The sequence below is a fragment of the Endobacterium cereale genome (assembly GCF_009617585.1).
Classification (GTDB): domain Bacteria; phylum Pseudomonadota; class Alphaproteobacteria; order Rhizobiales; family Rhizobiaceae; genus Neorhizobium; species Neorhizobium cereale.
In genome coordinates, this window is record NZ_WIXI01000044.1 from 51,499 (window position 1) to 75,077 (window position 23,579).

Annotated in this window: 21 protein-coding genes; 14 read left to right on the forward strand and 7 right to left on the reverse strand. The window is 59.2% G+C overall.

The window, feature by feature from the left end; genetic code table 11:
• Nucleotides 1–61 precede the first annotated feature (61 nt).
• Together GAO09_RS14010 and GAO09_RS14015 are read right to left on the reverse strand one after the other, a co-directional pair.
• Nucleotides 62–1,168 (reverse strand): ABC transporter substrate-binding protein, encoded by a 1,107-nt coding sequence (locus GAO09_RS14010; protein WP_324184681.1) that lies wholly within the window; start codon nucleotides 1,166–1,168, stop codon nucleotides 62–64.
• A gap of 129 nt (nucleotides 1,169–1,297) precedes the next feature.
• Nucleotides 1,298–2,206: a MurR/RpiR family transcriptional regulator gene (locus GAO09_RS14015; protein WP_324184682.1), complete on the reverse strand. Its 909-nt coding sequence runs from the start codon at nucleotides 2,204–2,206 to the stop codon at nucleotides 1,298–1,300.
• Between the two features lie 171 nt (nucleotides 2,207–2,377).
• Between GAO09_RS14015 and GAO09_RS14020 the strand changes: the two genes are divergently transcribed.
• The 8 genes from GAO09_RS14020 to GAO09_RS14055 all read left to right on the forward strand — a co-directional run bounded on the left by GAO09_RS14020 (nucleotide 2,378) and on the right by GAO09_RS14055 (nucleotide 10,720).
• Nucleotides 2,378–3,154: an N-formylglutamate amidohydrolase gene (locus GAO09_RS14020; RefSeq protein ID WP_153354636.1), complete on the forward strand. Its 777-nt coding sequence runs from the start codon at nucleotides 2,378–2,380 to the stop codon at nucleotides 3,152–3,154.
• A gap of 129 nt (nucleotides 3,155–3,283) precedes the next feature.
• Nucleotides 3,284–4,801, forward strand: a complete 1,518-nt coding sequence (locus tag GAO09_RS14025) for an amino acid permease (protein ID WP_153354637.1) — start codon at nucleotides 3,284–3,286, stop codon at nucleotides 4,799–4,801.
• Between the two features lie 79 nt (nucleotides 4,802–4,880).
• Nucleotides 4,881–6,251 (forward strand): glutamine synthetase family protein, encoded by a 1,371-nt coding sequence (locus tag GAO09_RS14030; protein WP_153354638.1) that lies wholly within the window; start codon nucleotides 4,881–4,883, stop codon nucleotides 6,249–6,251.
• A gap of 83 nt (nucleotides 6,252–6,334) precedes the next feature.
• Entirely contained in the window at nucleotides 6,335–6,811 is a 477-nt protein-coding gene (locus tag GAO09_RS14035; protein WP_153354639.1) for a helix-turn-helix domain-containing protein, read from the forward strand.
• On the forward strand, nucleotides 6,804–7,211 hold the full coding sequence (locus GAO09_RS14040) for a type II toxin-antitoxin system VapC family toxin (RefSeq protein ID WP_153354859.1): 408 nt from the start codon (nucleotides 6,804–6,806) through the stop codon (nucleotides 7,209–7,211). Before GAO09_RS14035 ends, GAO09_RS14040 begins: the two co-directional genes overlap by 8 nt.
• 30 nt (nucleotides 7,212–7,241) lie before the next feature.
• Nucleotides 7,242–8,627, forward strand: coding sequence for an aldehyde dehydrogenase family protein (locus GAO09_RS14045; protein WP_153354640.1), 1,386 nt, complete (start codon nucleotides 7,242–7,244; stop codon nucleotides 8,625–8,627).
• Entirely contained in the window at nucleotides 8,624–9,769 is a 1,146-nt protein-coding gene (locus GAO09_RS14050) for an iron-containing alcohol dehydrogenase (RefSeq protein WP_153354641.1), read from the forward strand. Before GAO09_RS14045 ends, GAO09_RS14050 begins: the two co-directional genes overlap by 4 nt.
• 234 nt (nucleotides 9,770–10,003) lie before the next feature.
• A complete protein-coding gene (locus GAO09_RS14055) occupies nucleotides 10,004–10,720 on the forward strand; it encodes a ParA family protein (protein WP_153354642.1) in 717 nt (238 codons plus the stop codon).
• A 66-nt stretch (nucleotides 10,721–10,786) separates the two neighbouring features.
• On the opposite strand, the gene GAO09_RS14060 is transcribed toward GAO09_RS14055, so the two are convergent.
• Both GAO09_RS14060 and GAO09_RS14065 read right to left on the reverse strand, forming a co-directional pair.
• Nucleotides 10,787–11,773 carry a purine-nucleoside phosphorylase gene (locus GAO09_RS14060; RefSeq protein ID WP_235938149.1) on the reverse strand — a complete coding sequence of 329 codons (987 nt, stop codon included), beginning with the start codon at nucleotides 11,771–11,773 and terminating at the stop codon, nucleotides 10,787–10,789.
• A gap of 324 nt (nucleotides 11,774–12,097) precedes the next feature.
• Nucleotides 12,098–13,510, reverse strand: coding sequence for a L,D-transpeptidase (locus tag GAO09_RS14065; protein WP_324184684.1), 1,413 nt, complete (start codon nucleotides 13,508–13,510; stop codon nucleotides 12,098–12,100).
• 189 nt (nucleotides 13,511–13,699) lie between these two features.
• Here GAO09_RS14065 and GAO09_RS14070 point away from each other — a divergent pair, with 189 nt between their 5' ends.
• From GAO09_RS14070 to GAO09_RS14080, 3 genes are all read left to right on the forward strand, one after another.
• Complete coding sequence (locus tag GAO09_RS14070; protein ID WP_153354643.1) at nucleotides 13,700–14,539, forward strand: DUF4432 family protein; 840 nt, start codon at nucleotides 13,700–13,702, stop codon at nucleotides 14,537–14,539.
• A gap of 81 nt (nucleotides 14,540–14,620) precedes the next feature.
• Nucleotides 14,621–14,959 carry a protein tyrosine phosphatase family protein gene (locus GAO09_RS14075; RefSeq protein ID WP_153354644.1) on the forward strand — a complete coding sequence of 113 codons (339 nt, stop codon included), beginning with the start codon at nucleotides 14,621–14,623 and terminating at the stop codon, nucleotides 14,957–14,959.
• A gap of 72 nt (nucleotides 14,960–15,031) precedes the next feature.
• Nucleotides 15,032–15,373, forward strand: coding sequence for a RidA family protein (locus GAO09_RS14080; protein ID WP_153354645.1), 342 nt, complete (start codon nucleotides 15,032–15,034; stop codon nucleotides 15,371–15,373).
• 71 nt (nucleotides 15,374–15,444) lie between these two features.
• Here GAO09_RS14080 and GAO09_RS14085 read toward each other — a convergent pair whose 3' ends face one another.
• The 3 genes from GAO09_RS14085 to GAO09_RS14095 all read right to left on the reverse strand — a co-directional run bounded on the left by GAO09_RS14085 (nucleotide 15,445) and on the right by GAO09_RS14095 (nucleotide 19,368).
• Nucleotides 15,445–17,094, reverse strand: a complete 1,650-nt coding sequence (locus tag GAO09_RS14085; protein WP_153354646.1) for a thiamine pyrophosphate-binding protein — start codon at nucleotides 17,092–17,094, stop codon at nucleotides 15,445–15,447.
• Complete coding sequence (gene caiB / locus GAO09_RS14090) at nucleotides 17,091–18,302, reverse strand: succinate--glutarate CoA-transferase (protein ID WP_153354647.1); 1,212 nt, start codon at nucleotides 18,300–18,302, stop codon at nucleotides 17,091–17,093. Before caiB ends, GAO09_RS14085 begins: the two co-directional genes overlap by 4 nt.
• Before the next feature lie 106 nt (nucleotides 18,303–18,408).
• Nucleotides 18,409–19,368, reverse strand: coding sequence for an alpha/beta fold hydrolase (locus GAO09_RS14095; RefSeq protein WP_153354862.1), 960 nt, complete (start codon nucleotides 19,366–19,368; stop codon nucleotides 18,409–18,411).
• 87 nt (nucleotides 19,369–19,455) lie between these two features.
• Between GAO09_RS14095 and ettA the strand changes: the two genes are divergently transcribed.
• The 3 genes from ettA (at nucleotide 19,456) to metF (ending at nucleotide 23,186) form a co-directional block, all read left to right on the forward strand.
• Nucleotides 19,456–21,105: an energy-dependent translational throttle protein EttA gene (gene ettA / locus GAO09_RS14100; protein ID WP_153354648.1), complete on the forward strand. Its 1,650-nt coding sequence runs from the start codon at nucleotides 19,456–19,458 to the stop codon at nucleotides 21,103–21,105.
• 149 nt (nucleotides 21,106–21,254) lie between these two features.
• A complete protein-coding gene (locus GAO09_RS14105; RefSeq protein WP_153354649.1) occupies nucleotides 21,255–22,262 on the forward strand; it encodes an ArsR/SmtB family transcription factor in 1,008 nt (335 codons plus the stop codon).
• Nucleotides 22,263–22,280: 18 nt separating this feature from the next.
• Entirely contained in the window at nucleotides 22,281–23,186 is a 906-nt protein-coding gene (gene metF, locus GAO09_RS14110) for a methylenetetrahydrofolate reductase [NAD(P)H] (protein ID WP_153354650.1), read from the forward strand.
• Nucleotides 23,187–23,579 lie beyond the last annotated feature (393 nt).

The window sequence follows — 23,579 nt, forward strand, 5'->3', positions numbered from 1 at the left end:
GCCGGAGGAATAAAAGCCTCCCCGCGTTTTTCGCGGAGAGGCCGATGCGATACCAGAATGATTACTGGATGTTGGCGCCGACGACCTTGTCCCACTGGGTGGTGATGGCGGTCTTGCCCTTGTCCTGATCGTCGAGCGTCGGGAAGATAGCCTTTTCATAGGCTGCAGCCGGCGGCAGAGCGTCGAGCAGTTCCTTCGGGATCTTGTTGTTCTTGGCAAGATCGTTGAAGCGGATCGGGTGGCAATAACCCTTCAGGTATGCAAGCTGGCCTTCGTCGGAATAGATGTGTTCCATCCACAGCTTGGCAGCGTTCGGGTGCGGCGCGTAAGCCGAGATCGCCTGAACGTAGACACCGGCGACAACGCCGGAAGCCGGAACGACGACTTCGAGCGGCGGGTTGCCCTTCAGCGTGTCGCGCCAGGAGAGACCATTATAGTCCCAGGCGATGACGATCGGGGTGGAGCCCTGAGCGAGCGATGCGGACTTGCCGATGACCGGTACGAAGTTGCCGGCCTTGTTGATGTCGGCAAACAGCTTCAGGCCGGCTTCGCCAGCCTTGGTGGCATCGGTTTCGCCAGCGGCGATACCGGCAGCGTAAACGCCCTGAACGGCCTGGTTGGACGAGCGCGGATCACCGGCGAGAGCAACCGAGTTGGCATAGTCCGAACCGGTCAGGTCCTTCCAGTCCTTCGGTACGTTCTTGACGATGTCGGTGTTCACGATGAAGGAGAGAACGCCGTAATAATCGCCGTACCAGTAGCCATCGGCATCCTTGGCGTCGTCCGGGATCGAATCCCAGGTGGCGACCTTGTAAGGCTGGATCAGGCTTTCCTTCTTGGCGGACGGGCCGAAGGAGAGGCCGACGTCGATGACGTCAGGTGCCTGCGGGCCCTTGTTGTCCTTGTTGGCCTTGATGGCTTCGATTTCGTCACCCGAGCTGGCATCCGGGTTCAGTTCGTTGACCTGAATTTCCGGGTACTTCTTCTTGAAGCCGGCGATGACTTCGCCATAACCGCACCAGCTGTGGGGCAGGGCGATGGTGGTGAGCTGGCCTTCCTTCTTGGCGGCTGCAATCAGCTCTGCGCTCGGCTCGGCGAAGGCAAAGCTGGTCGAAGCAACGACCATGGCGGTGGTGACGGACAGAAGACGTCTGGTCTTGGTGATCACGGTATCCTCCTGAGGTTTCAGATTGTGTCGGCGACACTCGTAGAGCCGGTTCATGTATCGTATGTGACAGTATGCACAGCTGCGCACGCATCAATGCAAACACTTGGATTTCCACTGGTTTTCAGTGAACTATCCGTGATTTGAGCGATCGTTTTTCCCAAGACGGCGGAAAAGACGGCTTCGCTCGAAAAGATTTTCCAAGGAATGCATGCGTTTGCGGGTGGTTTCCCAGCCGGCGCTCTGCACGGCTTCGATCAATGCTTCCACAACAAACAGGGTAACGACCGAAGAATCCCACGCCGAAGGCGCCTCTATGCGGACCTTGAACGTGTGGCGGGCATGGTGAGTGACGGGCGACGCCCACAAATCGGTGAACAAGACGATGACGACGCCGGCCGCTTTGGCGGCTTCCGCCAGCGTCGCCATCTCCTGCTCGTAACGGCGGATATCGAAAATCACCAGTACATCCCCGGCATTCATGTTCAGCACATGTTGCGGCCAGGAACTGGAATTGTTGGAGATCAGCGTCGTGCGCGGCCGAATGACCTGCATGTGGGTGAAGAAATATTCGGCGAGCGAGCCGGTGATGCGGCCGCCGACGAAATAGACGTGCCGATCGAGATCCCGCAAAAGCGCTGTTGCGCCATCGAAGGCGACAATGTCGATTTCGGCCAGCGTTTCGCGTAGGTTCTCGGTGACGGCTTCGGCGAAACGGTTGAGGATATGCGTGTCCGGGGCGCGGGCGGCCCAGCGGTCCTGCCAGTGATCGTGTTTGGCGATCGGATTGGAAATGGTCGCTTCCAGTTCCTGGTGCAGGCGTGACTGGAACTCCGGGTAACCCTTGAAGCCGAGTTTCTGCACGGCGCGCGCCACCGTCGCCGTCGAGACGCCGGCATTTTCCGCGGTCACCGTTATGCTTCCAAGCCCGGACACCGGATAATTCTCCAGCAGGCTATCCGCCAGTTTCCGCTCGGTTGGCGTCAGGCTGTCGTAGCTGCGGCGTATGACATCTGAGACGGTGCGTGAGGTGGCTGGCACGGATGCTGTGTTCCCCTCCGGTCTATGCCGGTTTGGGTGAAATTAACAATCGCCGGGCGGTTTCTGTCAATGGGGCCTCTGAAAAGATTCTTTCAGTAATGCGATTGACCTTCGGCAAAAAGTGAAGAATTCTTTTCTTCAATGTTCGTTAACGAATGCGGCGGGGCCTGCATGCTCGTTCAGTCAGCGGTTTTGACAGAGACGGATGGTGATCCGGTTGCCGTGGAAAACGGTGGCGGTCGCAGCGATGTGCTGCTGGTTTGTGAACATGCTTCCAACCGCCTGCCCGAAGCCTATGGCGATCTCGGCCTGCCAGCGGATGCGCTTTCCTCGCATATCGCCTGGGATCCGGGTGCGCTGGATGTTTCCCGGCTGATGGCGAAAAACCTCGATGCCGTGCTGATCCACCAGCGGTTCTCTAGGTTGATCTATGACTGCAACCGCCCACCGGAATCGCCGGCGGCGATGCGTGATGTCAGCGAAGTCTTTCGTATTCCCGGCAATGAAAATCTGTCGGAGGCGGAGAAATCGCGCCGCACCACGGCGCTTTATCTGCCGTTTCAGGGCCGTATCGCTGAGGAGATCGCGGTACGGCGCGCTGCGGGCAGGGCGACCGTGCTGGTCACCGTGCACAGTTTTACGCCGGTCTATTACGGCCGCAAGCGCGAGGTCGAGATCGGCATCCTGCATGATGCCGACAGCCGTCTGGCCGACCGCATGCTGGCAGCCTCTGCCGATACAAAACTCTACCGCATCGCGCGCAACGAACCTTACGGGGCCGCCGATGGCGTCACCCACACGCTGGAAGTCCATGCGCTCGCCGCAGGGCTTCTGAATGTCATGATCGAGATAAGGAATGATTTGATCGAAGAGGAGGTCGGCCAGAGGGTCGTGGCCGATTTCCTGACCGGTCTGCTGCGGGAAAGCCTCGCAACGGGCGGTCGATAGGACCCAAGGGAAACAGCAGATGCATTCCACCGACACCGAAATATCGGGCGGCGGACACGAACTGAACTGGGGGCGTTCTCCGGCCAATCCGGCCGGTCGCCTGTTTTTTCTTTGATCAGGAGAGAAGGCATGGAAAGTTCATCATCAGGGGTCAGCTACAAAAAGGCTGACGCATCCTATTTCGAAAAACGTCATCTATCCCGTTATGCGGGCGTGTGGTCGCTCTGGGCGCTCGGCGTCGGGGCGGTCATTTCCGGCCATTTTTCCGGCTGGAATTTTGGCTTTGCAACGGGCGGCTGGGGCGGCATGCTGGTGGCCGGCATCATCATCGCCGTCATGTACCTAGGCCTCACCTTTTCCATCGCGGAAATGAGCCCGGCCTTGCCGCATACCGGTGCCGCCTATTCGTTTGCCCGAACCGCCATGGGTCCGTGGGGCGGCTTCATTACCGGCTTGTGTGAAAACGTCGAATACGTGCTGACACCGGCCGTCATCGTCACCTTCATCACGGCCTATGTGAACACCATTCTGGGGCTCGACCCGGTCTATTCGCCGCTTTTATGGGTGTTCTTCTACGCTGTCTTTCTCAGCCTCAACATTTTCGGGCTGGAACTCTCGTTCAAGGTGACGCTTGTCATCACGCTGATTTCGCTGGCGGTGCTGGTGTTTTTCTGGATCAGCGCGATTCCGAACATGGATTTCTCCCGCTGGGCGCTGAATATCGGCGTCGGGCCTGATGGTGCACCGATGGAACTGCCTGAAGGTAATGGCGATTGGTTCCCCTTCGGCTTTTCCGGCGTTCTCGCAACGCTGCCCTTCGCCGTATGGCTGTTCCTCGCTATCGAGCAACTGCCGCTGGCGGCGGAAGAATCCGTCGATCCGAAACGCGACATGCCCAAGGGCATCATTCTCGGCATCATCACCCTGATGGTCTCCGCCTTCATGATCGTGCTGCTCAATCCGTCGCTGCCGGGTGTCGGTGCCTTCCATCTCGGTTCGGCACTGGAGCCGCTGCTCGATGGCTTCAAGTCTGTTTATGGTGATAGCGGCGTGGTGGTTCTCGGGCTTGTTGCACTGACGGGGCTGATCGCCAGCTTCCACACCATCCTCTACGCGCAGGGACGTCAGATCTACTCGCTGTCGCGCGCCGGTTATTTCCCGACCGCGCTGTCGATCACCCATTCACGCTTCAAGACACCGCATATCGCCATGCTCACCGGTGCAGGCACCGGTCTGGCGGTCATGCTGGTGATCTGGTTCGCGCTGGGTGCGGAACAGGGCGGCAGCGTCATTGGCGCGGTTCTGCTCAACATGGCGGTGTTCGGGGCGATGTTCTCCTACATCATGCAGGCGATCTCCTTCATCCTGCTCCGGAAAAACCTGCCGAATATCGAACGGCCGTTCCGTTCGCCGCTCGGTGTGCCCGGTGCGGCACTGACGGTGATCATCGCCTGCGTGACACTGGTCTATCAGGTTCAGGATCCCAATTTCACCAAGGGTGTTTTGTGGGTCGCCGTATGGTTCGCCGTTGCCATCGCCTATTTCGCGCTGATCGGTCGCCACAAGCTGATCCTGTCGCCGGAAGAGGAATTTGCGCTGGAGCACAAGGAAAAGGCCGTTGCCGCTGCTGCGGCCGCACGCGCCTGAAATCAGTGAGGGAAGAAGGCCGGCGGCGTTCAAGCCGCCGGTCGACATAACAGAAAATCCGATAAAATCGGGGAGCTGCATGACCACCGCATATACATTCGAAGACTTGAAGGCCGATGTCGCGGAAGGCGTCATCGATACCGTGCTTGCTTGCCAGGTGGACATGCAGGGCCGACTGATGGGCAAGCGTTTTCAGGCGGAATTTTTCGTCGATAGCGCCTGGAAGGAAACCCATAGCTGCAACTACCTGCTCGCCACCGATATCGAGATGGAGACGGTGGGCGGCTACAAGGCGACGAGCTGGGAAGCGGGTTACGGCGATTACACGATGAAGCCGGACCTTTCGACGCTGCGGCGCATTCCCTGGCTGGAGGGTACGGCGCTCGTGCTCTGCGATGTGCTCGATCATCACACCCATGAAGAGGTGCCGCATTCGCCGCGCGCCATCCTCAAAAAGCAGGTGGCTCGTCTGGAAGCCATGGGCATGAAGGCCTTCATGGCCACCGAGCTGGAATTCTTCCTGTTCGACCAGACCTACGAGCAGGCACAGGCCTCAGGTTATCGCAGCCTGAAACTGGCGAGTGCCTATAACGAGGACTACCACATCTTTCAGACCACCAAGGAAGAGGATGTGATGCGGGCAATCCGCAAGGGCCTGCAAGGGGCCGGTATACCGGTGGAAAATTCCAAGGGCGAGGCTTCGGCGGGGCAGGAGGAAATCAACGTCCGCTACACCGATGCGCTGACCATGGCCGACCGGCATGTGATCGTCAAAAACGGCTGTAAGGAAATCGCCTTCCTCAAGGGCAAGGCCATCACCTTCCTCGCCAAATGGCACTACAATGCCGCTGGTTCGTCCTCGCATATCCATCAGTCGCTGTGGAGCGCTGATGGCAAGACGTCGCTGTTTTTCGACAAGGACGGTGAGTGCGGCATGTCTGAAACCATGCGGCATTACATGGCGGGCCTGCTGGCCCATGCCGGCGAGATTACCTATTTCCTGGCACCCTATATCAATTCCTACAAACGTTTCGTGGCCGGCACATTCGCGCCGACCAAGGCGGTGTGGTCGAAGGACAATCGCACGGCCGGTTATCGTCTTTGCGGTGAGGATACCAAGGCCGTGCGTGTCGAGTGCCGGGTCGGCGGCGCCGATCTCAATCCCTATCTCGCCATGGCGGCGCTGATTGCGGCCGGCATCGACGGCATCGAAAACAAGATGGCGCTGGAGCCGGCCTTTGTCGGGGATGCCTATAGTATCAAGGATGTGCGCGAAATTCCGGTGACATTGCGAGCGGCGACCGAGGTGATGACCGGATCGGCCATGCTGCGGCAGGCTTTTGGCGATGACGTGATCGATCACTACACCCGGGCGGCGCGCTGGGAACAGGAGGAATACGACCGGCGGGTGACCGACTGGGAAGTGGCGCGGGGTTTTGAAAGGGCATGAGGAAACCGCAATCGACCTTGCGGGATTGTTGAGTTTTTCTCGATGATCGCCTAGGTTGAATGCGAGTTTTCGAGGATGAAACCATGACCAAAATCGACAGCGACTGGTTTTATGCAAAGCTTAGGGAAATTGGTGCCACAGGCGGCGAGCTTGCCAGGTTTCTGAGCGTTGATCCAAGTTCCGTTTCCCGAATGCTGAAGGGCGAGCGCAAGATGAGTGCGGAGGAGCAGGATAAGGTGTCAGCCTTTCTGCGCGTGCCACTCGAGATTGTCGCTTTGCATCGTCGGGGCGAGGAAACCGATTTTGGTTTTGCGGAAAAGAAACAGGAAACCTATGCGGCGACGAGCGGTCCGCCCGCGCTTGATCCCACGGTCAAATGGTTCACCGAGGACGATATCATCTACAAGGACGGCAAGCGCTGGATGGAGACGCAGGACGGGCGGATTGTGGAATTACATCCGGCTTTTGGTTGCATGAAGGGGACGATAACGATCCCGGACGATCTTGACCTGACCGCTCCAGTCGATCCCGATTGGGGCAAGGTTTATGAAGATGACTGAGGCCTATTTGATCGATACTTGCGTCATGATCTGGGTGGCACACTTCAAACCATTGTCCAGTCAGGCGACGGCGCTAATGGAACCCAAAAAGGCGAGGATCGGTATTTCGGCCATGTCGGCCTGGGAGGTCGGCATGCTGGTTGCCAAAGGGCGGCTGCCGGTCACCAGGGATGTGCCCGTCTGGTTCGAGGATTTTACCCGTCAGTTGGAGGCCGAAGTTCTGCCGGTTACACCCAAAATCCTGATTGCATCCTCTAACCTTCCTCGTCCGCTTCACAACGATCCTGTTGACCGCATCCTCATCGCCACCGCCCGCCAGCACGACCTCACCATCATCACGCGCGACCGCGCAATCCTCGACTACGGTGCTGCGGGCCATGTCCGCACGCTCGCCTGCTGATACCTGCTGAAATTGGGAGATTTTCCGGAAATGACGATGATCCAATGCATTTCACCGGTCGATGGTTCGGTTTATGCCGAGCGGCCGGTGCTCTCGCTCGATGCGGCAAAGGCTGCGGTAGAGCGTGCCCGAAAAGCGCAGAAAGCCTGGGCGAAGCGGCCGCTGGAAGATCGTGTGCAGCTGGTGCTGAAAGGCGTCGCGCGTCTCAACGAGATGGTCGATGAAGTGGTGCCGGAACTGGCTTGGATGATGGGGCGGCCGGTGCGGTATGGCGGCGAGTTTCGCGGTTTCAACGAGCGCTCCAACTATGTCGCTTCCATCGCCGCCGATGCCCTAAAACCGATCGAGGTGGAAGACAGCCAAAATTTTGCCCGTCGCATCGAGCGAGAGCCGCATGGCGTCGTTTTTGTCATCGCGCCGTGGAATTATCCGTACATGACCGCCATCAACACGGTTGCACCGGCGCTGATGGCCGGCAACACGGTGATCATCAAGCATGCTGCCCAGACCCTGCTGGTAGGCGAGCGCATGGTGCGCGCCTTTGTCGAGGCCGGCGTGCCGGAAGATGTTTTTCAGAACGTCTTTCTCGACCATGACACCAGTGCCGCACTGATCGCCGCCGGCTCCTTCAATTTCATCAATTTCACCGGTTCGGTGGAGGGTGGACGCGCGATCGAGCGCGCGGCTGCCGGAACCTTTACCGGGCTCGGCCTGGAGCTTGGTGGCAAGGACCCGGGCTATGTGATGGAGGATGCCGATCTCGATGCGGCGGTCGATACGCTGATGGATGGCGCGACCTTCAATTCCGGCCAGTGCTGCTGCGGCATCGAGCGCATTTATGTGCATGAAAGCCTCTACGATGCCTTCGTTGAAAAGTCCGTTGCATGGGTCTCGAACTACAAGCTCGGCAATCCGCTGGATCAGGAGACAACGCTCGGGCCTATGGCCAACAAGCGTTTTGCCAAACTGGTGCGCGAGCACGTGGCGGATGCCGTTGCCAAGGGTGCAAAGGCGCTGGTCGATCCAAAACTGTTTCCGGCCGATGATGGCGGTGCCTATCTCGCGCCGCAGGTTGTTGTCGATGTCGATCACTCCATGGCCTTCATGCGCGAGGAGACGTTTGGACCAGCGGTCGGCATCATGAAGGTGAAAAGCGACGATGAGGCGCTGGCGCTGATGAATGACAGCCAATACGGGCTGACGGCTTCGCTCTGGACCAAGGATGTCGAGCGCGCGTCGCGCATAGGTGCCGAGATCGAGACCGGAACGGTGTTCATGAACCGCGCCGATTATCTCGATCCGGCGCTGGTCTGGACCGGCGTCAAACAGACAGGCCGCGGCGGTTCGCTCTCGGTCCTCGGTTTCCACAATCTCACGCGTCCGAAATCATACCACCTCAAGAAGGTTACAGCATGAACATCGTTGCGAACTGGAGTTATCCCACCGCCGTCAAGATGGGCCGTGGCCGGATCAGGGAACTGGCCGAGGCAGCCAAGTCGCTGGGCATGAAAAAGCCGCTGCTGATCACTGATCGCGGCCTTTCGACCATGGCGATCACCGCAGCTGCGCTTGATGTGCTGGAGGAGGCCGGGCTTGGTCGTGCGATCTTTGCCGAGGTTGATCCCAATCCGAACGAGATCAATCTCGAAGCCGGCATCAAAGCCTTTCGCGATGGCGGGCATGACGGCGTTGTCGCCTTCGGTGGCGGCTCGGGTCTGGATCTCGGCAAATGCGTGGCCTTCATGGTCGGCCAGACGCGGCCTGTCTGGGATTTCGAGGACATTGGTGACTGGTGGACGCGGGCTTCCGTCGAGGGCATTGCGCCGATCGTTGCCGTGCCGACCACCGCCGGTACCGGTTCGGAGGTTGGCCGTGCGTCGGTGATCACCAATTCGCAGACGCATGTGAAAAAGATCATTTTTCACCCGAAATTTCTGCCCGGCGTGGTGATCTGCGATCCGGAACTGACCGTCGGCATGCCAAAAGTGATCACCGCCGGCACCGGCATGGATGCGTTTGCGCATTGCCTCGAAGCCTATTCCTCGCCCTTTTATCACCCAATGTCCGCCGGGATCGCGCTGGAGGGCATGCGGCTGGTGAAGGAATTTTTACCGCGCGCCTATCATGAGGGCACGGATATCGAGGCGCGCAGCAACATGATGGCCGCCGCCGCCATGGGGGCGGTTGCCTTCCAGAAAGGGCTTGGCGCCATCCACGCGTTGTCGCACCCGATCGGCGCCGTTTATAACACCCACCACGGCATGACCAATGCGGTGGTGATGCCGGCGGTTCTGCGCTTCAACCGCGCGGCGATCGAGGAGAAGATTGCGCGCGCGGCGGCCTATCTCGGCATATCCGGCGGGTTCGACGGATTTTACGACTACGTCCTGTCGCTGCGTGCGGAACTTGGCGTGCCCGATACGTTGACCGCGATGGGAGTAGCTCCGGATCGGATCGACGAGCTTGCCGCCATGGCGATCGAGGACCCGAGCGCTGGCGGAAACCCGGTTCCGTTAACGCTGGACAATACCAAATCCCTGTTTCGCGATTGCTTTTAACGTTTTCGCGGGCAGGCGGCTTTCGGTTGCTGCATTGAAAACTCGTGTAAAACCCGCCGCTTGCCGGCGGGTTTTACACGTTTTTGAGCGGATACTCAAAACTCAATCATTACATTAACGATGCCTGAATTAATATCTTGTTAACCATGTTTGGAAAAGATGTGAGTATCGGCGCGATGTTTCCCTGCGCCCTTCAGGAGCGATGCGGCTCGCACCTTTTCGAGGACTTTTTTGATGCCAGTGATCTCATTCGCCAATGCCAAGGGCGGCGCCGGCAAGACGACGGCAGCACTTCTGCTGGCCACCGAACTTGCCCATTCCGGCCACCGCGTGACGCTGATCGATGCCGATCCGCAGCGCTGGATCAGCCAGTGGGCGCAGATGTCTGGTCCCTTGCGCAATATCGAGGTGATTTCCGAAGTGAGCCTTGCCTCGCTGCAATGTCATCTGCGCGAGATGGCCGCGCAGACCGACTATTTCATCATCGACCTTGCCGGTGCCCGCGATGCGCTGGTGACCACAGCCATCGGCCTTTCCGACCATGTGATGATCCCGGTGCAGGGATCGGCCATGGATGCCAAGGGCGCGGCGCAGATTCTCGATCTGCTCGCCATGATGAAGGACAAAGCCAATCTGGATATCGCCCATTCCGTGGTGTTGACCCGCGTTGCCTCGATGGTAACGACCAAGGCGTTGGTAGCCATCAAGGGCCTGCTGGCGGCGCGTGGCGTCAATGTGCTGAACACGCCGATCAACGAGCGGACGGCCTTCAAGGAACTGTTCGAGGTCGGGGGCACGCTGCACACGCTCGATCCCGCAAAGGTCAGCAATGTCGATAAGGCCCGCGAAAATGCCTCGGCCTTCGCGACGGAAGTGATGCGGTTGATGCCGGTGCGGGTGGTGCGCTCTGGCCTGCCGCGGGTGTTTTCCTTCCGTCGTCAGGCGGCTTGAGTTTTTAGAGCGGCTCAACAGAAAACATCGCCCGAGCCAGTCATGCCGGGCGATGTTTCCGGTCGTTTACCGTGCCTTGCGGTCCGGCACGCCAGCCTGCCAGACTGACCAATCCTTGACGATACGATCAACGACAGGTGCTCCGACGAGTGTGATGTTGCTGACGGTTTCGGCGAACCCGCCAGCGGTCTGGCCCGGAGCGGGGTCGAGATGCTGCTGTGTCGTTTCGTTCGGGTTGCCCTGATCGAAATTGACGGCACCACGCAGGCTCAGGATGCGATCCGTGCCATGTTGCCGGTTGATGACCAGCGCGAGTGCGGCAGCTTCCATTTCCGTGATCAGATAATCGTCTGCACCATAAAGCTTGGCGATATGCTGCGCTTCCTTGGAGAGGCCAGGGCCGTGGAAAAACGTGTCCCCGGTCATATGGGTGCCCGTCTTGACCGACGGTGCTGCCTGCGCTGCCGCGTCTGGATAACGCATGCGATAGACTCGGGCGGAATCGGAATCCTGCAGTGCCACGTCCTTCGACAGATCGACTGCCCAGCCGACCAGCGTCGGGTTCAGGTGAAACAGGCGGTAAGCTTCATATCCCTTACGCGGGATGAAGACAGGCGCGCCCGGCTCTCCTTCTTCCGGCGCCCAGCGGTGTCCGAGGTCATAATCCACCAGCCAGGTGGCCCAACTGACATCGGTGATGGTGCCGCGAGACGGCGGCGTGCCTGCGACGCCGGACAGAACGTAATAGGCCTGCGAAAAATCAAATTGCGGGTTGAGCAGGATCGCCTGCATGGAAGAGGAAGAATTGACCTTGCCCATGCCCAATACGGAGCCGCAAACGCCATCCTGATTGCAATGTACCGGCTTGAGTGCGCCGGGTACTTCGATGGACTTGGCATCCTTCCAGTATTTCTCGTACCAGTGCTGGTATTCACCGGCGCGGTCACCGGTGTTTTGGCCGATCTCGAACATCGTGCCGATGAAAACCTTGACCTTGACCGGTTCTGCCGAGGCCATTGTCACGGACGAAAGCAGGCCAATCGCGGCCAGCAAGGTGTTTCTCAAATATTTCAATGTAGTCCCTCTGTGTTTTTGACCTGCCTCGTCATCGCGGGAGGCTGGTGTGGGTGCTTGCCGCACCTCTCTGCGACCGCAAAGGTCGGAGGAAATGTGGGCACTATGCTGCAGTGCCACATTTACAATTGGGCTTCACGCCAATTTGGCCGCATCACTGCTTTTCCACCACGAATCCCTCCAATGTCGACAGGAGGCAACATGAAACGGAATAGCGCGAGCGTTTGAAGCTCTCACCCACATGCCGAAAAAAAGCCCCGCGGATGAAACCGCAGGGCTTTCGATCAGTATCTTGAACACTTTTTATTCCATGAATTCGACGGTCGTACCGGGCTTGACCATCTTTGCCAGTTCCGTCGCATCCCAGTTGGTGAGACGGATACAGCCATGACTATTGGTCTTGCCGATCTTGGACGGTTCCGGCGTGCCGTGAATGCCGTAAGTCGGCTTCGACAGCGCGATCCAGACAGTTCCGACCGGGCCGTTCGGGCCCGGCGGGATCTGCAGGATTTCTTTATTTTCGCCCTGCGTGAAATTGATTTTCGGATTGTAGGTATAGCCGGGGTTCAGCGCAATGCGTGCGACGGTATGGTTGCCGGACGGCGAGGGAGTATCCGAAGAACCGATCGTGGCGGGGTAGGCGGCGATCAGCTTGCCGTCCTCACCATAGGCAAACACCTGTTTGCGTCCCTTGTCGGCGATGATGCGCGTGACATTGCCGGTCTTCACCGCGCCAGGATTGATTACCTTGATGATCGTGCCGGGAATGGTGAAGTTCGCGTTCGGGTTCAGCGCCTTCAGGTAACCTTCGTCCATGTGGAACTGCTCGGCCAGTTTTTCGCTGGTCGAAGTGAAGGAGAGTGCCGGCAGCTGCGCCTTGTGGGCATAATCGTCGGGAATCGATGCGACGTAAGGGCCGGCGGCATCGGCGGCGGTGATCGTGTATTCGGTGATCGGCATGCCGCCCGAATAAGACAGGCGCTGGATGATGTCGTCGGCATTGTTCGGGTCGAGTGTTTCGCCGGTCATTTCCTGCCAGGCAGCAATCGCCTTGTTGACGTTGTCGCCCAGACGACCGTCGATCACACCCGGTGAAATGCCTTCGCGGTCGAGAAACACCTGAAGCGCGGCAATTTCAGCCTGCGGTTTGTTGGTGACGGTGATCGTCGAGCCGGAATGTTGCGGCTCGGGGCCAAGCGGCTGTGTCTGGTCAGGTTCGATCGTCGCATAGTTCTGATCGTATTGCGACGGATCGTTGGATGGCGCGTCGAGGGGCAAACGCGTGATCGAGCCATTGTCCGGTACAGATCCGGTGACTTCGCCGTCATATTGACCACCATCGCGGCCATTGCCGCGATAATCGCGGTAGTCGCGATAACCAGGGGAAACGCCGGGCATCTGCTCCCTGCGCGCATAACCGCCGCGATCGCGACGGCTCTGCTGCTGCATTTCGGTGGCGACGACATTGCCGGCGCGGTCCATGTAGACACGTCGGCCGCTGCGATCGCGCGTCACAACAAATTCGCCGGGTTCGGGCGTGTAATCGAGTATGTAACCTTCCGGCGTCACCAGTGTCGGCTGTTCATTGCCATATTGACGCTCGGCACGATAATCCGGCGCGCCGCCGTAATCGCGGTACATGACCTGCGCCTGAACCGGGGCGGCGACCGCCGTCAGGGCAATGAGGCTGAGACTTGTAACGAGACTGCGCTTCACGATATCACCGATCCTTAAACTTCTTCACCAACCCGCAAGGGGGGCGTCCCGTTCCAACGTTCGAGCTGTTTGTTCCAGACTAGTTAATTGCGACTCTAGTATGGAAAAAATGAATTCGTGGTGAAGGCGGTGTTAAATTTCACGTGTTTGCTCGTTTACCAATAGGAATAGTCTGCGGGGGAGGCAGGTATGAAGGCGTTTTCCACTGGGCTGGGGCCCAAACTCTTTCTTGATCCGACGTCATTGCTGGATATCGGCTCCTGTGTCGTCAACGGAACGGACGTTGCGCCGGGACGGGCCATTCCAGACGATGGTGACGCGCGAATCGATCATTCGCTCGAAGGGTTTCTGTTTACCTGTGGTCCTGACCACATTCGCCATCCCGACCTGATCGATGGCCGGACGGATGGAAAAAAATATCCTTTGCATGGATCGTTTTCCGCGCATCCGGCAGAAATCCTATTCTGGGATGCGCAGGGTGATGACGCCGAATGCCATGCCAAAATTTCCGTGAGGTTGGCGGACGGTGGTTCGGCCATTTTGGAACGGCATTGGCGCATCGACGGGCAGACGGGTGAGGTGTCGCTCAAGGACCGGGTAACGAATACCGGCACGACGCCATTTGCGCGGGTGCACATGTATCACATGAACCTCGGCGCATGGCTGTTTGACGATGGCGTGCGGCTTGGCGGCAGAATGTTCAAAGGCGGTGGCTTTCCATGGAATTTCGGCGACGAGCCGGGCAGCGTCTTTTGTGTGCCGGCGGCGGAAGGAGGCGAGGAGTGGGCAGAGATGACACTCGGACCGATCGCGGCGCTGGATGGCCGCACGCTGCATGTTAAGTTCAAGACGAATACGCTGCCGCACCTGCAGATGTGGCGGAACCAGAAAGCGCCTGCACATGTGCTCGGCATCGAGCCGGTTTCGCACCGGCTGGCGGAGCGTTCCGAGCTGACCAAAAGCGGCGAACTCGAAATGGTGCAGCCGGGTGAAAGCACCGACTATGCGCTGCGCTTTGCATTTGTCTAAAACATTGGCGCGGCTCGCATTGACGCTCCGCGCCGCATCACGCTAAGTGATGCCCGAACTGATATCACTGGAGGGTCACGCATGGATATCCGCCCGATCAACGACGAGTATTCGGTCAGCGGCCAGATCACCGTCGAAGAGGTCGATCAGGTCAAGGCACTCGGTTTCCAGTCGATCGTCTGCAATCGTCCCGACGAGGAAGAACCGGGCCAGCCGAGCTTTGCCGACGTTGCCGCCCGCGCTGAGGAACTGGGCATCCAGATCCGTCATATCCCGGTTGGTCGTATGGGCCTGACGCCGGAAGGTGTCACTGAAATGGTCGACGCGCTGGAAGACCTGCCGAAGCCGATGCTCGGTTATTGCCGCTCGGGCGCCCGCTCGACCGCCATCTACGAACAGAGCCAGCGCCTGCGCGGCTGATTGTTTTCTCGCCGCCGGTGGTCATCTGACGCCGGCTTCTCCACGCTCGCATTTTTTTCGAGGAGCATTCCCATGACCATCAAGCGCATCGAATCCGGCGCCCGCATGAGCGGCGCGGTTGTCCACGGCAACACCGTTTACCTGGCCGGTCAGGTTGGCGAAGGCGACACCGTCACCGAACAGTGCAAGGACGCGCTGGGCGAAGTCGACCGCCTGCTCGCCGCTGCCGGCACGGACAAGTCAAAAATCCTGCAGACGCTGATCTACATCTCGGACATTTCCTACTTCGCCGAAATGAACGCCGCATGGGAAGCATGGGTCGATCCGGCCAACACGCCGGCCCGCGCCACCAGCGAAGCCAAGCTGGCTGCACCGAAGTACAAGGTCGAATTCATCGTCACCGCGGCGATCTAATTTTTTGACCATTCCATGAAAAGGCCGGGGCATCATGCGATGCCCCGGCCTTTTTCGTCTGAGTAAATCGTTCAGGCCTTGTCGCGAATCTGCGTCAGCGTTTTGGCCGGTGTAATGGCTTCCGGGTCGAGCCGCACTTCGATGATCGAAGGTTTGCCGCTGGCGCGCGCCCGCTCATAGGCCGAGCCAAAATCCTCCGTCTTTTCCACCAGTTCGCCGTGCCCGCCAAAGGCCTGCGCATATGCGACAAAATCCGGGTTCATCAGATCGGTGGCGCTGACACGGCCGGGATATTCGCGTTCCTGATGCATGCGGATCGTGCCGTAAATGCCGTTATTGACCAGAACGGTAATGATCGGCAGGCCGTAACGCACGGCGGTGATGAATTCCTGTCCGTGCATCAGAAAGCAGCCGTCGCCGGCAAAACACACGACCTCACGCTCAGGGAACAACTGCTTGGCGGCAACGGCTGCGGGAAGGCCGTAGCCCATCGAGCCGGAAGTCGGGGCCGCCTGTGTATTGAAACGCTGGAAGCGATGAAAACGGTGCAGCCATGTGGCGTAGTTGCCGGCACCATTGGTGAAAATCGCGTCCTTGGGTGTATTGGCTTCGATCCACTCCATGATCGGCCCCATCTGCACGTCACCCGGGCCGGTCTTCGGCGGTGTCGACCATTTTTCATAGGCCGCGTGCATCTCTGCCGTCCGCTCTGCCCAGACCGGCTTTTTCGGCGCCGGCAGGTCTTTCAGGGCTGCGACGAATTCGGCAGGGGCGGCGCAGATGGCGAGGTCGGGACGATAGACACGGCCAAGTTCCTCCGGGTCGGGATAGACATGCACAAAAGCCTGCGCCGGGTAGGGGATATCGACCAGCGTGTAACCCGAGGACGGCATTTCGGATAAACGACCGCCCAAAAGGACGAGAAGATCGGATTCCTTGATTTCCTTCGACAGCGCCGGGTTGATGCCGATGCCGACATCACCGGCATAGTTCGGATGCGTGTGATCGAACAGCATCTGACGACGGAAGGAGCAGCCGACCGGCACCTTGAATTTTTCCGCAAACTTTTGGACGTCGGCCACCGCTTGCTCGCTCCAGCGGGTGCCGCCGAGAATGAACATCGGGCGCTTTGCCTTGGAAAGTACGGACGCGAAGGTGGCAATCTGCGGCGCGCCGGGATGGCTTTCGACCGGCGTATAAGGTTTTGCTGTGACAGCCTCGACCTCTTCCACCAGCATGTCTTCCGGCAGGGTCAGCACGACCGGGCCGGGGCGGCCGGAGGTGGCGACGGCGAAGGCGCGGGTGACGAATTCGGGGATGCGGCGGGCATCATCGATCTCGCCGACCCATTTGGCAAATTCCGTGAAGGCGCGACGATATTCGACTTCTTGAAACGCCTCGCGTTCCTTCATGTCGCGGCCGATCTGGCCAACGAACAGGATCATCGGGATCGAATCCTGTTTTGCCACATGCAGGCCGGCCGAGGCATTAGTGGCGCCGGGGCCACGCGTGACCATGCAGATGCCCGGTTCGCCGGTAAGGCGCCCCCAGCAGTCCGCCATCATCGCCGCGCCACCTTCCTGGCGGCAGACAAGGACCTCTATATCGCTGTCGTGAAGCGCGTCGAGCACGGCGAGATAACTTTCGCCCGGAACGCAGGAGACGCGTTTGACGCCGTTCGCTTTAAGAGCCTCGACGATGAGCTGGCCACCGGTCTTCATCCCGCATTTCCTTTCGTTTCGGTCTCGGGCCGGCGAAGTTCCGCCAGAATTTCGTCCGTATGTTCACCGAGCGCCGGGCTCGGGCGGTGATAGTGAAGCGGCGTTTCCGACAAGACGATCGGACTGCGCACGCCGGGTATGACAGTACCGTCCTCTGCCTCCAGATCAATGCGCAGTTTTCGCGCGATCACCTGTGGGTCGTCGAACATTTCGGCGATGGAATTGATTGGGCCGGCCGGCACCGCGGCCTTGCCGCATGCTTCCAGCAGATCGGCCTTTTGCCATTTTGCCGTTTCCGCCGTCACCATACCGCGCACGCCGGCGCGGCTGGCGACGCGGGCCTTGTTGGTGGCAAATAGCGGATCGTCGGCCATCGCCTCGATGCCCAGAATACGGGTGAGGCGACGGAACTGGCCGTCATTGCCGATGGCAAGAATGATATGGCCATCAGCCACCGGCACAACTTCGTAGGGGCTGATATTCGGATGGGAATTGCCGAGCCGGGAAGGGGCGGTGCCGGACACCAGATAGTTCATGTTCTGGTTGGCGAGAATGCCGGCCTGAACATCCAGCAGCGCCATGTCCACCAACTGGCCTTCGCCAGTCCTCATCACATGAATGAGTGCAGCCTGAATGGCCGTAACGGCATAAATGCCCGTAAAAATGTCAGCGATGGCGACGCCCGCCTTCATCGGTTCGCCGTCCGGCGCACCGGTCACCGACATGAAGCCGGACATGCCCTGCACGATGTAATCGTAACCGGCGAGATCGGCATAAGGACCGTCCTGTCCGAAACCGGTGATCGAGCAATAAACCAGCTTGGGATTGATGGCCTTCAGGCTCTCGTAATCGAGCCCGTATTTTTCCAGACCACCGCGTTTGAAATTCTCGATCAGAACGTCGGCGCGTGCCGCCAGTTCGCGAACGGTGGCCTGGCCTTCCTCCGTTTTCAGGTCGATGGCGATCGAACGTTTGCCGCGATTGGTGGAATGATAATAGGCGGCCGACAGGTTTTCACCCAAAACGCTTTCGACGAAGGGAGGCCCCCAGGCCCGGGTGTCGTCGCCGCCGTCCGGATTTTCCACCTTGATGACATCGGCGCCCATATCGGCCAGCATCTGGCCCGCCCATGGGCCAGCCAGAACGCGTGCGAGTTCGAGGACACGGATACCGGAAAGCGGGGGCTTCTTCGTTTGCGCGTCCGTCATGCTGTCTCCTCCATGCCATTCGTTTCGCCGCCACGCGCGCGGCAAATCTCCTCAGACTTTGATAGCGGCAAGGTTTTCGGCAGGCACGTGAATTTAAATCATGAGGTCATTCCCAATCCTGCCCCGATCGGGCGGATGGTTTCGGCAGGGCACGCGTCGCCCAGTCCGCAAATTCGGTAATGGCCTCGGCGGCACCGATTTCGTTCACGGTCTCGTGGCGCATGTCGCGGTTGATATTGCAGGTGACGTTGGTCATGCCGAGCGACTGCATCTGCCGGCTCAGCCATTTGACTGCCTGGCCGTTGTTGGTTGCCGGATCGCAGCCTCCGCCGACGAGATGGACTGGGAGGGATTGCGGCAGTTTCAGGATCCGGTCGTTTTCCGTTGCGCGAAACGTCAGCTTGAAAATATCCAGCCAGAGGGAAACGCTGGCGTCGAAGCCGCAGAGTGGATCGGCCACATAGGCATCGACGGCGGCATGTTGGCGACTGAGCCAGTCGAAATCCGTGCGTCCTTCACCAGTCGCCTTGTTCCAGGCGCCGAAGGTGAGTTTCGGCAGGAGTGTGCTCGGCACGTCAGACCCTTTCAGTGCCCGTTCCGTTTTCAGCACCAGTTGTGCGGCACGGCCGGCGAGGCCGGGATTGAGATTGGAATTCCAGATCGCCAGGGCATCGAAACTGGCGGGAAAATCTTCTGCTGCGTTGAGCGCTGTCAGTCCGCCCATGGAGTGACCGAACAGGACGACCGGCAAGTGGGGGTGGGCTGTGGCTGCCAGGTCCCGAATGGCCTTGACGTCTCGAATGACCGCCTTGACGCCGTCTTTCCAGCCAAAGCGACCAATCGGTGCTCCGTCGGCAGTCGTTTCACCATGCCCGCGATGATCGTGAGCATAGACATGGAAGCCGGTGGCGGCCATGACCTCGGCGAAGGCGCCATAACGTTTCGAATGTTCGGCAAGTCCGTGGCAGATGATCAGGATGCCGATGGCCGTCTGTGAGGCAGGTTCGTGATGATAGGCAAGATGCGTTGCGGAGGGCGTGTCCAGCCATCGTGTCTGTGCGAACATACTCATTCTCTTCCCCTTCCGCATTGCCCCTGACATTCAATTCGCCTACATAGCGGGCAAATCCCTTTTCCCGGAGCAGTATTACCGATGGCACGTCAGTTCATCTACCACATGTCGGGACTGAACAAGTCCTACGGCGCCAAGAAGATCCTCGAAAACGTCAACCTGTCCTTCTACCCGGATGCCAAGATCGGTATTCTCGGCCCGAACGGCGCCGGTAAGTCGACCGTGCTGCGCATCATCGCCGGTCAGGACAAGGAATATACCGGCGAAGCCTGGCTCGCCGAAGGCGCGACTGTCGGTTACCTCGAGCAGGAACCGCATCTCGACCCGGCCAAGAACGCTTTCGAAAACGTCATGGTCGGCGTTGCCGACAAGACCGCCATCATCGATCGCTACAACGAACTGATGATGAACTATTCCGACGAGACCGCCGACGAAGGCGCAAAGCTCCAGGATATCATCGACAGCCAGAACCTGTGGGATCTGGAACAGCAGGTCGAAATGGCGATGGAAGCCCTGCGCTGCCCGCCAAAGGATTCCGACGTGACCCTGCTTTCGGGTGGTGAACGCCGCCGTATCGCGCTCTGCCGCCTGCTGCTGTCGCAGCCGGACCTGTTGCTGCTCGACGAACCGACCAACCATCTTGACGCCGAAACCATCGCCTGGCTCGAAAAGCACCTGCGCGACTATCCCGGCGCCGTGATGATGATCACCCACGATCGCTACTTCCTCGACAACGTCACCGGCTGGATTCTCGAACTCGACCGTGGCCGCGGCATTCCTTACGAAGGCAACTACTCCGCTTACCTGCAGGCGAAAGCCAAGCGCATGCTGCAGGAAAACCGCGAAGAAGCCGGACGCCAGAAGGCGCTGTCACGCGAACAGGAATGGATTGCATCCAGCCCGAAAGCCCGTCAGGCCAAGTCCAAGGCTCGTATCAAGGCCTATGAGCAGCTGGTCGATGCCGCCGACGGTATCCGTCCCGGCGACGCGCAGATCATCATTCCGGTGTCCGAGCGTCTCGGCAATGTCGTCATCGAGATGGAAGGCATCACCAAGGGCTTTGAAGGCCGCACGCTGATCAACGACCTGTCAATCAAGCTGCCGCCGGGCGGCATTGTAGGCATCATCGGCCCGAACGGTGCAGGTAAGACGACGCTGTTCAAGATGATCACCGGCCAGGAAAAGCCGGATAGCGGTTCGATCCGCGTCGGTGACACCGTACATCTCGGTTATGTCGACCAGAGCCGCGATGCGCTGGGTGCCGACAAGACCGTCTGGGAAGAAATTTCCGGTGGCGCCGAAATCATCAAGCTCGGCAAGTTCGACATGAACTCCCGTGCCTATTGCGGCGCCTTCAACTTCAAGGGCGGCGATCAGCAGCAGAAGGTTGGCAATCTTTCGGGCGGTCAGCGTAACCGCGTTCACCTTGCCAAGATGCTGAAGGCCGGCGGCAACGTTCTCCTCCTCGACGAACCGACCAACGACCTTGATACCGAAACGCTCGGCGCTCTCGAAACCGCGCTCGAAAACTTTGCCGGTTGCGCCATCATCATCAGCCACGATCGCATGTTCCTCGATCGCTTAGCGACGCACATTCTGGCGTTTGAAGGCGAGGGCCATGTCGAATGGTTCGAAGGCAATTTTGAAGACTACGAGCAGGACAAGATCCGCCGCCTCGGCCCGGATGCGCTCAATGCCGGTAGTCAGGCCTACAAGCGCCTGACGCGCTAAGGCCGTCAGTCGATCGATACAGAAGGGGCCGTTCACGGCCCCTTCGCATTTCTGCCAAGGAATCGAGCTACCCACAGCTTTCCGCTTGCAACGAAACAACTCTTCACATAAAGATATCTTTATATCTTGATTGAGAGTTGGTGAGACACATGGCCCTTGGGCTGGATGCATTGGTGGATGTTCTGAAGGCGGCGGGCGAACAGACCCGTTTTCGCCTGCTGGCGCTTCTGGCCTCCGGAGACCTGACGGTCAGTGACATGACCGAAATCCTCGGACAGTCACAGCCGCGCATTTCCCGCCATCTCAAACTGCTGGCGGAAGAAGACCTGATCGAACGCTATCAGGAAGGTGCCTGGGCCTATTTTCGTCTGCGCCATGAGGGCGATGGCGCGACGCTGGTGCGCACGCTGCTCGCCGTTTCCGATCGCAATGATCCGGTTCTCCTGCGTGATGGCGAACGTCTGGCCGCCGTCAAACGCACGCGCTCAGATCGGGCACAGGCCTATTTCAGCCGCAACGCTTCCGAATGGGACGAGCTTCGCCGTCTTCTGGTGAGCGATGCTGCCGTTGAGGATGCGGTGCTGCGGCTGGTCGGCCCCAACCCGGTCGATGCGCTTCTCGACCTCGGTACCGGCACCGGTCTTATGCTGCAGGTGTTGCAGGACCGGTATCGCCATGCGGTCGGCATCGATGCCAGCCGCGACATGCTGTCTGTGGCGCGCGCCAATCTCGACAAGGCCGGTATCGTCAAGGCGTCTGTGCGTCACGGCGATATTTTGAACCTGCCGCTGGAAGGTCAGGATTTCGATCTGGTGATCATTCACCAGGTCCTGCATTTCCTCGATCAGCCGGAACTGGCGATCGGTGAGGCGGCGCGTGTTCTGCGTCCCGGCGGACGCCTGCTGATCGTTGATCTGGCTTCGCATGAACTGGAATACCTGCGTGATGAACATGCGCATGTCCGCCTCGGCTTTTCGCACCAGTCGGTGGTCGAATGGCTGAACAAGGCCGGCCTCGACGTCGAGGAGGTTCTTGACCTTGCAGCGGACAGAAAGAACGAGGCCGCATTGACGGCGACCGTGTGGCTTGCCCGCGACCGCCGCCTGTTGATTGCTGACGACAAGGTTCCGGCTGCGAGCCCGGAACACATCGCATAAAATCGGAGACTTCACGCCATGCAGACGAAAGCCCCCGAACAGAAGGGTCGACACGCCTTCCGGCTTTCCTTCGAATTCTTTCCGCCGAAATCGCTGGAGATGGAGGCCCATCTTTGGGAATCCGTCAGCGACTTCACCGAATGGGATCCGGAATTTGTGTCGGTGACCTATGGCGCCGGTGGCTCCACCAAGGCGCCGACTTTCAGCACCATCCAGCGCCTGATGTCGGACACGCCGATGGCGACCGCTTCGCACCTGACCTGCGTCGATGCGGCACGCGAGGAAACGCTTGCCGTCATCGAGGAGCTGCGTGCGGCCGGTGTGCGCCATATCGTGGCGCTGCGCGGCGATCCGTCCGCCGGCATCGGCACGGCCTATCAGCCGCATCCTGAAGGCTATGCCAACGCGGCCGACCTTGTGGCGGCACTGAAGGACGTTGGTGGTTTCGAGATTTCCGTCTCTGCCTATCCGGAAAAGCACCCGGAGAGCACTGACACCAATGCCGATATCGAGATGCTGAAGCGCAAGGCGGATAATGGCGCCGATCGCGCCCTGACGCAGTTCTTCTTCGATAACGACGTGTTCGAGCGCTATATGGACAAGGTTCGCGCGGCAGGCATCACGCTGCCGGTGGTGCCGGGCATCATGCCGATCCAGAACCTCAGCATGCTCAAACGTTTTGCCGGCCGTTGCGGCTCCACCGTGCCGGAATTCCTCGACCGTCGTTTTGCCGGCACCGAGGACGATGCCGTGGCGCGTGCCGAGGTGGCTGCCGACGTTGCCGCCGAGCAGATCCAGGATCTGATCCGTCGCGGGCTTGGCGAGTTCCACATCTACACGATGAACCGTTCGGCGCTGACCAATGCGGTGCTAGAGCGTCTCGGACGCCAGCGGGTATCGGTCAAGGAAGGGGCCGTCGCCTGAACGGCCGCAGCCTTCAAGCAAAAAAGAGGCCCATGGTCCTATCGGATCATGGGCCTTTTCAATTTGAAGTGCATTGAAGATCAAACGGTCAATGGATGCTTTAATGACCGGTTGAAGGGCGCGGCTGGCCTCAGATGAAAAGCATCGAGGCTACGAAAACGAACGCTGCACCAACCACCAGAACATTGAGAGAATGAGTGCGTCCCATATCTGCCTCCTTGCGTTGACAGATTAATTGTGGCGCGTTTGGCCGCAATTGCAAACAGTAATTTACACTGCAATGCGGCGTGATCAGTGCCAAAGCCCCGCTTTTCCTGTGTTAATTAGCTGATTTAAATGAATAAATCGCATTAACGAACAGGCTTAACCACCCCTTAAATTAAATGCTCGGCC